Source organism: Algisphaera agarilytica, from assembly GCF_014207595.1.
In the GTDB taxonomy this organism is placed as follows: Bacteria; Planctomycetota; Phycisphaerae; order Phycisphaerales; family Phycisphaeraceae; genus Algisphaera; species Algisphaera agarilytica.
Window position 1 is genome coordinate 3420047 of the sequence record NZ_JACHGY010000001.1, and the last position, 12499, is coordinate 3432545.

The window sequence follows — 12499 nt, forward strand, 5'->3', positions numbered from 1 at the left end:
CGCTAGGCCGTCCCATGAATCCCGCCTCAGCCATCTCAGAATGAGGCGAGTGTTCGCTCGGGCAATACATTTTGGCGGTAGGTCGCCACCCTATCTCACAGCCACCCGCTCCATAGGTTCGAGGGTTGTTTAGTTGTGCCAAGCGAACAGCCACAGAGTACCCGTGTGCCAACCCGCGTCTACCCCGGATAAATTCGGGGTTACATTCTGGCGGCTGCGTCGGGACAATGGCGGCGGCAGGAGGAGGGTTGGATCTGGGCTTAGGTTCCCCGGCTGTCGTAACGCAGTTCATCAACATACTCGGGCCCGTAGTACATGGGGCCATGTTCGCGTTGGTCGTACGCCGCAGCTATGAAGTCAAAGCCGTCAAAGAACCGCATGGACCATATGTGGCCCACGCTTTCGTCGATTGACTTTCTGGCAAACTTAAAGCACCCGCCCGCCCTTGAATGGAAATCCGAGCCAGCGAATTTCCCCGCGATCCGCTCAACTGCCTCACGCTCTGTCTTTGGCGACCTATTAATCGACATGCCATCAAGGACGCTTACGGCAAGCTCCGACGGCATTGGCTGTTCGAACTCCCAGAAATACAAGCCAAGCGTGATTCGCTCAACCACGGAGTGAATACGACGGTAATCCACGTCATAGCTGGGGGCGCGGCCTGTGTATATCCCCTTTGGGGATACTACATCCCTGACCTTGACCGCCCGCAGGAATGCATCGCGGAAACCCTTCGCCTCCGGTCGCCAGAGCGACTTGGCAGCGATACTGGCCGCTCTAGCGGCCTCAGGGTGTTCGCCCACCTTGCTTTCTGCGCACAGCACCAACCTGAAGTATTCGTCGTCTTGCGACGCCCGCTTGTTCAGGCCGTCACAACACGGAACCGTGATCGGGTTGCTCCGCTCTGTTGGAAACAGGCATTTCGGCGGTACATGATCTCGAGACAGGTTGTCCGACCACCTTCCGGTATATGCACAAACGCCTGATCTTTTTTTACCCTTAGGTCGGGACATATGCTTCCACCCGGTTGGTATCGCTGACTAATTCTCCTTCCGCTACTCCCAAGCCGGTCAAGTGCGACTAGGATAGGTTAGCGGGGTGACGACTGTTTCGTGCAGTCAGCCGACAGCTGGCCATTAACGTTAGGCGACAAGGTTATGCCGCTCAGCACCGGTTTATACGTTGGGGTGTTTGGTCTCGGTTTGTTTCTCCTAGGCTGGTTTTTCTTCCGCAAGCCGGGAATCGCACTCGGGACATTCGCTCCAGTATGGCGAGCCAACCACTATCTGAAGCCTACCGGGGCAGTGCTTTGGGTATGTGGCTCTGTGATAGCGCTTGCAGGCGGGGCTTTGTACATAGCGAGTCTCATTTCTCGCAATAGCTGACGCGGCATAACTACCGGCTGCAGTTGGCTGGCTACACACTCACCCAAACCTCGCCCCCGGCCGCCGGGCGACCTCAATCCATGTCCCACCCCAGCGCCTCAGACAACGCAACTGCGGCCGTATAGCGGTCCCGCCTTGGACCTCCCATGTCTTGGGCCCCTGGTTGTAGACGGCTTAGTCTTGGGGGCCAGCGGGGCCGCCGACCCTTCGGTCATCTCCGCCCGCTCGCTGCGCAAGCGGTAACATCCACTCGATCGATCTGGTGATGAGGGGGGCTGGCCGATCGATAGTCAGTAGAATGTATAGGATAGGGGCGACCAAGAAGGCCGTAGGCGCTAAATCGTTCCTGCGATATGCTGCGGCTCTATCACATCTTCTTTGGCCGTATGGCGTAAGTAGCGTGGAGCGGGGTTATTGGGGGTTGGGCAGAAAGGGCTGGTTATGGCTATGGATCGTGTTATGCGGAAGACTTGGGTGGCGGGCGTTTGGGCTTCGGCGTCACTCGCAGTGGCGGGTGCCAGCCACGCGGTCGACTGGGTCGGGACGTTCGGCGACAACTGGGGCGACGGGATCAACTGGTCCGGGTTGGCGGGGCCCGGGCTCACCGACACCGCTACGTTCGATCGGCTGACGCCGCTGGGCGTGGTTTCGCCGCGCAAAACCGTCGTACTGAGTACACCCAAGTCGATCGCGCAACTTGATATTTTTGACCCCGACGGGGTAGGCGGATACACATTTGTGCGGGGCCTTAACGGTTTTCTTTCGGTGTCGGGTGATGCCACTATTTTCGGGGAAGACGGCGGGGCTGATGTCACCACGTTTGATGGATTCCAAGTATTGGCCGGGAATTTGATTGTTCGGCCTGAAGCGGCTTTGGCTTTGGAAAACGCCGCGGCCGTAACTTCCCTCGGCAGTTTCAATGTGCTGGAATCAAGCTCCGCGTCGGTGACCGGTTCGACGGTCACGGCCACAAATGTGTATGTGCAAGGCGGCCAACTCGATATTCATGACGGATCGACCGTCACATCGCTGCGGACCACGCCCGGCGCGATTCTGGCAAACAATGGTTCGCTGACCATTAATGACGGCGGGACATTAAGCCTCTCTGCGGAGAGAGTAGAGATTCTGTCGGGGACGCTTACGCTGAACGATGGGGGCGAGCTTAACCTCGCCGAAAGCGCTTGGCTGCGAGCGTCGGGGGCGAATTCCAAGATCGACTTCAAAGAGTCCTACAACATTGTGAGCAGCAATGAGTTCATCGTGAGCTTCGGGGGTAGCTTTACGAGCACGACGTATTTGGATGTGGGCAACAGCGGGGCGGGGGTCCTGTTTGTGACCAACGAGGGCACGGTTTCGATGCAATCGCTGGCCGAGTGGGGGCGTGGAATAGAAGGTAACGCAGAGGTGGTGATTAATTCAAACAGCGTCGCGACCGCCCGCGATTTGGGGCTGGGCGTCGACAACGGCACTGCCAGCCTGCGCGTCACCGACTCCAGTTTGACCACCTCGGGGACGTTCGAGATGGGCGGCGGCAGCGTAGATCGAGCGGTCGATTTTGTGGTGGGCAACGACAGCGTGTTCACTGCCAACGGTTTGGCGACGCTGAATAATGAGGCTAATCTCGACCTCGTCGGCGGCGAGGTGAACTTCAACGCCGGGGCTGAGATCAATGAGGGCGCCCTGCTCGACTGGAACGGTGGCAGTCTTAATTTCGCCGAGCAGACGTTGGCGATCAACGGCGGAACGATCGATGTCACCGCTGGCGGGCGGCAGCTCAGCAACAACGCGACGCTGAACATCACCCGCAGCGGCACGGTGGGCGGGACGTTCACGTCGGACGCGTTTTTCGATCTGGGTAACGGCACGATGAACATCACTGGCGAAGACTCGATTTATCGGATTTTGAGCGGGGCCAGCACCACCGACTGGGCAAGAATCAACGGAGAGGAAGCGGTCGTTACTGTGCGTGACATGGGCGAGATCGATGTGCAGTCTTCGCTGCGGCTGGGTAGCAGTGGCCGGGCGACGGTGAACGTGATCAGCGATGGCGTATTGCGGGCCGGGGTGTTGAACGCCGGCGGCAACGCCACCTCGGATGTATTTCTCGGGGTGGCGACCGGCGGGTTGGTGGAAGTCGGCTCGGCCATGCTGGGTCAAGGCACCGACTTGCTGCTGGTCAACGACGGCACGTTGACGACAACCGGCGATCTGACACTGACCTCGGGCACCGTGGCTCAGCTCAACACCGGCGGCAAGTTAAATGTCGGCGGTAACCTCACCGCCTCGGGCCGGATCGAGGTGGAGTTGTCAGCCCCCAGCACGTTTGAATCCATCAATGTGACCGGGGAGGCGGCTTTGGGTGGGACGTTGGCTTTGTCGTTGGCCCCGGACTTTACGCCTGTGGATCAGCAGATATTCGAGGTTTTGAGCATCGGCGTGGAGCCGACGTCGGGTTTTCAGGCCATCGAGTTCCCCGAGCTCCAAGGGTTTTCGTTTCAGGTGATCTACGACCAGTTTTTCGTGCAGATTCAAGCCATCGCCGACCCGGCGTTGTTGGGCGACTACAACGGCAACGGCGTGGTGGATGCAGCGGATTACACGGTGTGGCAAGACAGCTTCGGTTCGATGGTGGACCTGGCTGCAGACGGTAACGGTAATGGTGTGGTTGATGCTGCCGACTATACGGTGTGGCAGGACAACTTTGGGATTACTGCCCCAGCAGGCGGAGCGTCAGTTGTGATACCTGAGCCAAGCGTGCTTGCACTTACAGTTCTTGGAATGATTTGTGCGTCGCATCGTAGGCGCTAGACGTAGTTACGAATTAGATCAGGGGCGACCAATCCAACAAATGCGACATCGCATATCGCCGCCGCCGGTTCGTCTACTCGTCCGGTGTATGCAGATTCACCGCTTCCGGCACTCCCGTAACTCCCGCCCCAAAACCTCCGCGGCTTACGCCGAACTTCAGTGGGATCTCAATTTCTGGAGATCGTTTTTTCTTTCACTTAACCGGCCTGGATGTTAATATAGGTGTTCGATCGATGTGAATCATGATTCTCGGGCAATCTGTATCCTGCCATTTGTACTGCTTCCGGACTTGATAGCACAATTCATCGGTTTAGAAGCTACCTGCAAAGGAGTTTTTGTGATGCTACGTCATGATTTTCGTGCACCATTCATCGGTGTTGCTCTTCTCGCGTGTTTGAGTGTATTGGCCAGTCATGCGGCCTCTCAACCTGTATTCAGCCAAGAGTTGAACTCAAGCGAAGGATTAGGGTTTACCAATTCCAGTTCTACGCCCCTCAGTTTGACGAACGTGGTTCGTCTAGTCGAGCCGTTTAACCCACCGTTTAACTTTGATAATTTCGAGGGATATATCGAAGAGTTCACTGTGGTGCACTCTGCTGACGGAACGCCAGGTAATACAGCTTCTACTTACTCGTTAGACGCGCATGTCAATAACAGTTTTGAGTTTGTTACAGGGAACATGGTTTTTCCGTTTGTGAAAGAAGCATTCAGCCGTAGTGAGGTGACTTTAACCCTTGATGCGCCCTCTACCGTAACATTGGATGCGACATACTCATCTACCCTTTCAGGTGGGTATCAAGATCTTTACTCCCTAAACGAAGGGATGATTATTCGGGCTGATCTGTACTTTGGTGTAACAGGTGTTGCGCCCATAGTGAAACCGCTGGGAATAGTACAGCCAGCAGATGTGGGGAATGGTATTAGCGAAGTGACGAGTAACTTTAGCGATTCAGACTCTGTCGCTTTAAGTCTTCCCGCTGGCGTCTATACCATTTATGTGGAAGTTGTGGGTAAGAACGAAAACCCTTTCCCGTACAACCATGCACCGGCTTATGTGGGAAGTTCTATTGCCACGGCTGGCCTTGATATTTCAGTTACATCTGACTAGCAAGCCCTGTAATTACTGATAATCTCAGTGCTATAGCTAATGTGCGCGGCGGAGTGCCTGGTGGCTCCCGCCGTGCTTTTCATAGGTGTCGCCTCTGGCACGCGGATTCGTCATGCTTCACGCTCTTCACCCGCGTACTCACTGTCGGACAATTTTATCTAAGCAGAACTACCTCTTCGCCACCACGATACTGATCCGCGACGACCTTAGTCTGCTCCTTGATCGCCGCAACAATCGCCTGCTCGCCCCTTGTCAGCGCGGTTGACTTCAACGCCTGGATCGCTCCTGAGTTCGTCACGCCCCGCGTGATGTCGCGTCGGACCCCGATGTCATTTAGGCCTTCTTGTAGCTTCGCAAACCGCAACCGGAACAGCTCCCGAATCTTGTTCGGGTCTTCGCCGTTCTGCCGGGCGTCACGCAGACGCTGTGACTGTTCGAGCTTCAACAGCTCGCGTTGTCGATCCACGCCGGTGGTGCCCAGCTCCACGCGCAGGCGGTCGATCTCGTCTTGCAGCGACCGGTTGCCGCCGCCGGTGATCTGGCCGACTTCCCGCTTGACCGCATCGTCGATCTGGCGGGATAGCTCAGCCGACAGCAGCCCCAGCTTGTCGGCCTGTCGCTTGAGCAGGTCAGCCGAGCGATTGATGTCTCCGATCTGCGCGTCTTGGGCGTCGCCCAGGAACTGGCCAAGCTCGAAGTCGAACTCGTCGCGCGCCGCCACATAGTTCGCGGCGGCCTTGCGCAGCGTGTCGGCGATCTGGTCGGCAAACTTAGCCAACGGCGAGGTCGTGACACTGCGGGCTTCTGCGGGTGCCTCGGTGACCTTCTTCAACAGCTCCTGCTCTTTGGCGAGCTGCTTTTCAAGCTTGCGGATGGTGCGGTCGCGGATGGTCCCGGCGAATAGCGGTTGAGCGCCCTCACGCGGGATGATGGCGTCGGTCGATCCGATGCCCAGGCGTTCCTCGGCCTTCCTTAGCCGCCGCATGGCCGCGATCTGGTCCTCGATGGCTCGTATGGCCTCGCGCCGGGCTTCCTGCTCTGCGTCCGTCCCAGCGGCCTCCTGTAGCTTCTGCGCGGCCCTGATGGCCTCGGTCGTCGTCCGCTTCACCGCATCGGCGGCGTCTTCCAGCTTGAGGGATTGCGATGTCTCCTTGGCCACCTTGTCGAGTATGCGCAGGTTGTCGGCGATGCCGAGTACAGCGCCGCCGAAGTCGATGCCCGCGACCTTGCCGTCGTTGAAGTAACCCACGATGCCCGCCAGGCCTGCGGTCAGCCCGGCGGGGATCAGCAGCGCCGGGTTCAACGCCAGTCGCAGGCCTCCCAGGGCGAACGACAAGCCGCGCGCTGCGATACCCACGCCCAGTATGGTGCCGCCCAGGCCGGTGAGCGTTGCGCCGAGCTTGAGGTTTCCGCGTGCGAGGTCTTCGTTGTCCCGCACGACGTTCTGCAAGCCCTTGCTGGCCTCAGCGGCCCGCTCAGCAAACTTCCGAATCTCTGGCGACACCGCTTCACCCAGCGCGAACGCGACGCGTTGCAGGCTGGTGGTCAGGATGTTCATCGTGTCAGTGAGCTTCGCCGCTTCCTTGGCCGAGCTACGCCCGATAGTGAACCCAAGCTCGCGGGCCTGACGCTGTAGCTTCTCCATGCCCTGAGCGCCATCGGCGAACAGGGGGAGTAGCCGCTGGCCTGCACGACCAAACACCTGCATTGCCGTCGCTGCTCGCTTAGTCGGGTCGGGGATCGCCGCCAGCCCGTCAGCCACGGCCTTGAGCTGATCCTCGGGCGATAGGCTTTGCAGGTCGGCGAAGCTCAAGCCCAGGTCGGAGAACGCCTGAACGGGCGTCGATAGCCCCTTGCCCAGGTCGTTGATGGAGCGCTGTAACCGACGCACACCGCTCTCAAGCTCAGTGAAGTTGCTGCCCGACTGCTCAGCCGCAAAACCAAGCTCGGACAACGCCTCCACGGTCACACCGGTACGTGATGCGGCCTTGTCGAGCGAGTCGCCGAAGCTGGCGAACACCTTGGCCGATGCAATGAACGGTGCGGTGATCGAAGTGCCCAGCCCGGCCAGTCGTGTGCCGATCTCGGTGGCCTTGCGACCGAAGCGGTTTAGCTCGGCCTCGACGGTGCGCAGCCCTTTCATCAACGCCGATTTCTCTAGGGAGAACTCGACGAACGCGCCGCCTGCTCGGATGTCTCTTGCACCTGCCATGACTTACCCCCTCGCGCCCTTAATCAGTTCGTCGGTCAGCTTGTCCACGTCGATGGCCGCGATCTGCTTCTGTGCCAGCTTGGCAAGTGCGGCGTCGGCATCCTGGAGCTGGCGGACCATGTTGTGCATCGCCTTACGCTGATCGGGGTGCGGGTAGAACTCGCAGATCGCATCGGTCAGGGCGATCTGTGCCCTCGCCAGCGCATCGCCGGTGACGCGGTAGCCAAACTCGGCGTCGGTCATTCCCTTAGCCTCGAACTGCTCGCGGCAGGCGATGATTACGCAGAGGCCACAGAACACCCAATCGGTGAGTATCCGCATGAGCGCCGGTGTTTCGGTCGTTGACGCGAAGCCGACGCCCAGCTCGCTTTCGACTGTCTGAAAGAACTTGTAGCCGGTTTGGATAGACCACTTCGTACCGGCATTGTCTTTGAACGCGAACGACTTTGTTGTTTTAGTCTTCTTCATGTCCTGCTTTCATAAAAACCGGCCAGGGCACCAACTCGCCCCGTCCGGCTGTTAGCGATAACGTGTCGCCTGTAAAACCCACCGCCCCGACCAGATTTGAGGCGGTGGGCAGGAGTCCGCACTATCACAGTGCGGCCGTTATGAAATCTCATTTGACACGGGCCTTTGCGCCATACCGTGAACCGAACCGGCGGCGATTGAGCCTCTCGGTCTCGTCGGACAGCCGGTTCCACTCGGTAAGCGTGTGGCCGTCGCCCCCGAAATCGTCGAGTGATAGTTCGGAGCCTCTCTCCCCATATCCACAGACGCCCACGACCTTGTAACGTGGTTCACGCTTTGGCTTGACTGCTAAGCGCGGGGCAGCGGCGTTGGATTGGACGCGGATGAGTTCTGCGAATGTCTTTCGGGTGGAGCTTGTCATGGTGGGTTCCTAGATATGGGGTACGGATTAGAACGACGCCAGCGCTGCGCGGGAGTCACGGATCGCCGTTGCGTTGTGATCGCGGCCAGATTCGGCATCGCGATGTTTCTCGGTTAATGAGCCGATGGTGATGGTGGAGTTGCCCAGGTCGCCGAGCGCGGCTGTGATGAGTTTTGAGTTGCGGGCTTTGCCTTGCCAGTTGATGCAGCCTCCCGCGTTCTGGCTGTCGTATGGCCTCGCCTCGTAGTGGCCGCTCGCCACCATCTTTTCGATCCAGTCGGCATCCAATCGCTCGACCTCGGCCCTGCAGTGCTCGCGGTAAGCTTCGGCGTCCTTCCGTACAAGCTTGACCACATCGATTACCGTCGAGCAGGCTCGCATCGCGTCTCGAAACAGCGTGATAGCCCGCTCGTGGATTGTGCCGTTGGACTTGATCGCCTTGTCGGTGAGCTCCACCGGGTCGGCGCATTTGAACGCGTGGTTCTCGTCCTCCAACTTGGTCTTGGTCGCGGCGAGTTTGGCCAGGGTTGAGTTGATTTCCACTACAGCCGACTCGGTTTCGTCGCTGAACCAGTCATACACCTGGAACGGTGATGGGATGGCGACGCCCAGGCGGGTTCGTAGCCGCGTGTTGGGGTCTTGGGGCGGGCGGTGGCCTCGGGTGGGGGTAAATGGTCGATCGATGCTCATGGTTCGCGTCCTTGCGAGGGGGGGGGAGAGATAACAATCCGTTTTGATCATTTTCTCAGGATAAAAACAACAAACAACAAAACTTTGAACGGTTTTGTGTTGAGGGAACAAAAACTTTCACCTTCGGATGACCACATAGCGCGTCGGGTCGCCGAATTCATTAGTGCAGGTCAGACATTCGCATCTCAGCTCGCGCGACTCGCCACCCAGCTGGCGGCTGTGCGTGATCTTTCGCTCAATCGACCCGCACTTAGGGCAACGGGCGGCGGTTTCGGTGACGGCGGGGATTTTGCTCATTGCTCCGCCTCCACCAACTGCACCGCGCGGGTGCTGCCCGTCTTGACCACGCGCCACAGCCCCGCAGCTTCGCCAGACTTCAACGCACGGCTGAACGCAACCGCCTCGCGATTGGTCGGAGAATGGCCCAGGATGGCCGCAGCGCTTGCGGGGGCGACACCGGCCTCGGCATCTGTCTGCATGGCGTCATACGCCGTTCTAGCGGCTGTATATCGCTGCCACGCATCCACGGTGATGGGGTCGGGTCTTGCAGGCGGTTCGGTATCCTTGGCCTGCTCAAACCAGCGGCGTGCGTGGGCCAAAATGGCGGCTTGTAAGTTGCTTTCGATCATGGGGTTGCCCTCGGTGTAAGTCAGGGATTAACAAAGTCGGATTTGTGCGAGCTTCCGTTGGTGTCGGGGGGTTGGGCTTTCGGCTTAAGGACCCGTTGGGGGGGTACGGGTCCTCTTTCGCTTCCGGTGTGATGGCACACTTCGGGAACGTGTCACAACACATAACTCCCTACCTCCCGCACCTCGATTCGCGCAGTTCGGTCGATACGTTCAGCGCTAACGCCTCAGTGACGACCAACAAGCCGACCTGCTCACGTCGATCTTCACCGGCTTCTGCTGCCTCAGCGGCTTCCGTCAGTGTGTTTGCGAGCTTTCGCCAGCGTTCACGGGTTACGGGGCTCACAGGGTGCTTAGTGCTCATTGATTTTCTCCCGTGGTGCCCACGCCACGACCGGCACCCACCGACGCGTTAGCGTCGGAAGTGTTCGTTGGGTTTTCCTTCGTTGGGTTTGCTTCTATGGGTCTACTTCTATGGTGCACGCTGGAGCGGACACCCCCTGCACGTTTATCGTGCACCGGGTGCACGTTTTCTGTTGGGGGAGGTGTCCGTTTATCGTGCACCCCCTGCACGTTGAGCGTGCACCCTTGGCGGTCAGATTCGGCCGTCTCAAGCTGGCGAAGTGCGGCGTGGGCGACCTCGCGGGGGCCGACTTCGAGCTGTTCCGAGATATCCGCAATCTTGGGTGCCGAGCTTCGCCAGGCGTCCAGGTTGTCCAGCCCAAGCCGGTCCTCGCTCGTGTACGTGGCGTTGAGCTGGTCGCACTCGCCAACGATGATCTGCATGCGTGTGCTTACCGCCTCGGCAACAGCGTCGTCGTCAATCCACCCAGACCCTGCGCGACCTTCATCCTCAAGCGATGGCCCGGCTGGGTTCTGCAACCCGAACTCGGCTACAGGCGGCTTATCATCGACGTTGAAGGCCCGCTCAAGGGTCGTGGACATGGCGACCACACCCGCTATCACAATGTCTTCCCAAGCGAAGGGGGCGGCCTTGTGGTCGGGTACCTCTGCCGTCCAGCAAGGGTTGAATTCTGCGAGCACGGGATAGGCATCAAGCATCACGCGCTGGGTCGTACTGGCCGGTAGGCCCTGCCTGTAGGCCCGTACGGCCTTGCCTGTGGTTTGGCGCTGCCCTTCAAGTGCGGCCATTACATCGGCTGGACCGGGCCGCTGCTGCTCTGCTCGGTGCATCCCGTTCTCGTCCACATGCGTGAGGCAGTAGACGTTGGGGCGTCCCGAGGTGCCGCCACCGCCAAGCGTTCGCATCTGCTTCGCCCCGATGTCGGTGTACATGGGCCAGTCAATCACCGCGATCAGGCCAGCTCGTTCAAGCCCGCGTGTCGCCTCGCTCATGGATTGGCGGCGTGTGATCCCGGTGATCTTCGTAAGCGTCTTATGTGAAGGCCACACCAGCCCCGAGTTGCCGGGTGCGAAGTGTTCGGCCAGGGCGATGTACACCCGTAGCTCGTTGCCTGTGAGCTCTGAGAGCCAGTGGCGGGTAAAGCCGTTGGTCAGGGCGATGAACCGGTCTAGGCGATCGAGTTTTGGGCTCATCCTCGCCCCCAAGCGCCGCGCAACAGGCCTTCAGAGGCAAAGCGGTAGGCGTCGATGCGGTGATACCGCTCGCCGTCGATTTCGTGATCCGCTTGTTCGATGTGAGCCATGAACGTTTGCCCTCCAGACTTGCCACCGATGGCGGTGCAAAGTTGGTATCCGGGGCTTTGTTCGTGGTCGTGGGTGGGTACGATGTGGGTGTTCGGGGAATCTTCCATGTCTTTGATCTCCGCCGACACCCGCTTTAGCTGGGCTTGGTGTCGGCTAGGCGCGCGGCGTCCGTGCCGCGCTGGGTTAGGCGATGTATTGGGTGCGGCCAGGCGTCACTCGACGGCGGTGCCTCCGTTTGGGCTGGGGCGTCGATGCGGCCTTGGCGTCGGCGATGTACTGAGCGAGCGATTCAGGCTCGACTCGCCACTCGCGCCGCTTGGCGGTCGGGTCGAGATACCAGGCTTCGATGAGGCCGCGCTCGAACAGCGACACTGCGGCGTCGTAGCCGCAGTTCAATGCCTCGCACACGTCACGGGTCTTAAGGGGCTTTGCGTTCTTCATGGGTTCATAAATACCCACGAAAAAACCACCCTCAATTGGGTGGTTAGCGCTTCATGTTCGATAGCGTACGATCGCGCGCTATCCGGTTCGATCCGGCCTCAAAATGTCGGCGGCATCAGGGTTTCTGGACTCAATGGCATCCAGGTCAAAGACATATTTCTTGCCTTTCGGCGGGCTGAGCTGCCGGTGCGGGATGGTGCTGTCACTCAGAAGCGTGCGCTTGTCCATACCCAGCAGCTCTGCAACCCGCTTGGGGTATTCGGGGCGAGTGTAGTTCTCGATAGAAACCCCCTCTGATGCTGGCGGTGTCTTGATCTTCCAAAACTTCGGGCGAGGGATTAGAGAGGGGGGCTTCGCTTTGCTTGACCGCTTCAGACAGCGACGGGCTAGGTCTAGCCACAAATCTTCGTTGGCCGCATCGGGCTTGCTATCGATTTCAGCGCAGAGGCTGGCAAACGATTGCCTCAGCAGCTCGCCCGCGCTGTCCCAGTCGCTCCTGATGCTTGCTGAGGGCTTATAGTGATTCGTTAGTTCCGCACGAAACTGCCCCCATTCAGCCTCAGCGAAAAGCTCTTCGGTCCTAGCGATAGAGTCTGCTCGGACAGCGATCTCAACGCGGCGCTTCAGCATCTCTTGTTCAAGCATGTGTTTTCACCTTTCAACCGGCTGCAC

Annotated in this window: 11 protein-coding genes; 2 read left to right on the forward strand and 9 right to left on the reverse strand. The window is 59.2% G+C overall.

From position 1 onward, the window contains the following. Window positions 1-260: 260 nt before the first annotated feature. Complete coding sequence (locus tag HNQ40_RS14850; RefSeq protein ID WP_184678614.1) at window positions 261-803, reverse strand: hypothetical protein; 543 nt, start codon at window positions 801-803, stop codon at window positions 261-263. Between the two features lie 1041 nt (window positions 804-1844). Between HNQ40_RS14850 and HNQ40_RS14855 the strand changes: the two genes are divergently transcribed. Next, window positions 1845-4193: a hypothetical protein gene (locus HNQ40_RS14855; RefSeq protein ID WP_221435553.1), complete on the forward strand. Its 2349-nt coding sequence runs from the start codon at window positions 1845-1847 to the stop codon at window positions 4191-4193. A 235-nt stretch (window positions 4194-4428) separates the two neighbouring features. Further along, window positions 4429-5301 carry a hypothetical protein gene (locus HNQ40_RS14860; RefSeq protein WP_184678616.1) on the forward strand — a complete coding sequence of 291 codons (873 nt, stop codon included), beginning with the start codon at window positions 4429-4431 and terminating at the stop codon, window positions 5299-5301. A gap of 154 nt (window positions 5302-5455) precedes the next feature. On the opposite strand, the gene HNQ40_RS14865 is transcribed toward HNQ40_RS14860, so the two are convergent. The 8 genes from HNQ40_RS14865 to HNQ40_RS14900 all read right to left on the reverse strand — a co-directional run bounded on the left by HNQ40_RS14865 (window position 5456) and on the right by HNQ40_RS14900 (window position 12472). Then, a complete protein-coding gene (locus tag HNQ40_RS14865; protein ID WP_184678617.1) occupies window positions 5456-7513 on the reverse strand; it encodes a phage tail tape measure protein in 2058 nt (685 codons plus the stop codon). 3 nt (window positions 7514-7516) lie between these two features. Next, on the reverse strand, window positions 7517-7981 hold the full coding sequence (locus HNQ40_RS14870) for a hypothetical protein (RefSeq protein WP_184678618.1): 465 nt from the start codon (window positions 7979-7981) through the stop codon (window positions 7517-7519). Between the two features lie 448 nt (window positions 7982-8429). Continuing rightward, on the reverse strand, window positions 8430-9092 hold the full coding sequence (locus HNQ40_RS14875; RefSeq protein ID WP_184678619.1) for a hypothetical protein: 663 nt from the start codon (window positions 9090-9092) through the stop codon (window positions 8430-8432). A gap of 293 nt (window positions 9093-9385) precedes the next feature. Continuing rightward, on the reverse strand, window positions 9386-9721 hold the full coding sequence (locus tag HNQ40_RS14880) for a hypothetical protein (RefSeq protein WP_184678620.1): 336 nt from the start codon (window positions 9719-9721) through the stop codon (window positions 9386-9388). Window positions 9722-10078: 357 nt separating this feature from the next. Then, complete coding sequence (locus HNQ40_RS14885) at window positions 10079-11275, reverse strand: helix-turn-helix domain-containing protein (RefSeq protein ID WP_184678621.1); 1197 nt, start codon at window positions 11273-11275, stop codon at window positions 10079-10081. Further along, entirely contained in the window at window positions 11272-11493 is a 222-nt protein-coding gene (locus tag HNQ40_RS14890) for a hypothetical protein (RefSeq protein ID WP_184678622.1), read from the reverse strand. Before HNQ40_RS14890 ends, HNQ40_RS14885 begins: the two co-directional genes overlap by 4 nt. Window positions 11494-11569: 76 nt before the next feature. Then, window positions 11570-11827 (reverse strand): hypothetical protein, encoded by a 258-nt coding sequence (locus HNQ40_RS14895; RefSeq protein ID WP_184678623.1) that lies wholly within the window; start codon window positions 11825-11827, stop codon window positions 11570-11572. 78 nt (window positions 11828-11905) lie between these two features. Next, window positions 11906-12472 carry a hypothetical protein gene (locus HNQ40_RS14900; RefSeq protein WP_184678624.1) on the reverse strand — a complete coding sequence of 189 codons (567 nt, stop codon included), beginning with the start codon at window positions 12470-12472 and terminating at the stop codon, window positions 11906-11908. Between the last annotated feature and the right edge of the window lie 27 nt (window positions 12473-12499).

What these genes read in the sequence shown, in the direction of transcription:
- HNQ40_RS14855 (WP_221435553.1), top strand. Translation starts at nt 1,845, where the DNA reads ATGCGGAAGACTTGGGTGGCGGGCGTTTGGGCTTCGGCGTCACTCGCA.
- HNQ40_RS14865 (WP_184678617.1), bottom strand. Translation starts at nt 7,513, where the DNA reads ATGGCAGGTGCAAGAGACATCCGAGCAGGCGGCGCGTTCGTCGAGTTC.
- HNQ40_RS14870 (WP_184678618.1), bottom strand. Translation starts at nt 7,981, where the DNA reads ATGAAGAAGACTAAAACAACAAAGTCGTTCGCGTTCAAAGACAATGCC.
- HNQ40_RS14875 (WP_184678619.1), bottom strand. Translation starts at nt 9,092, where the DNA reads ATGAGCATCGATCGACCATTTACCCCCACCCGAGGCCACCGCCCGCCC.
- HNQ40_RS14880 (WP_184678620.1), bottom strand. Translation starts at nt 9,721, where the DNA reads ATGATCGAAAGCAACTTACAAGCCGCCATTTTGGCCCACGCACGCCGC.
- HNQ40_RS14885 (WP_184678621.1), bottom strand. Translation starts at nt 11,275, where the DNA reads ATGAGCCCAAAACTCGATCGCCTAGACCGGTTCATCGCCCTGACCAAC.
- HNQ40_RS14890 (WP_184678622.1), bottom strand. Translation starts at nt 11,493, where the DNA reads ATGGAAGATTCCCCGAACACCCACATCGTACCCACCCACGACCACGAA.
- HNQ40_RS14895 (WP_184678623.1), bottom strand. Translation starts at nt 11,827, where the DNA reads ATGAAGAACGCAAAGCCCCTTAAGACCCGTGACGTGTGCGAGGCATTG.
- HNQ40_RS14900 (WP_184678624.1), bottom strand. Translation starts at nt 12,472, where the DNA reads ATGCTTGAACAAGAGATGCTGAAGCGCCGCGTTGAGATCGCTGTCCGA.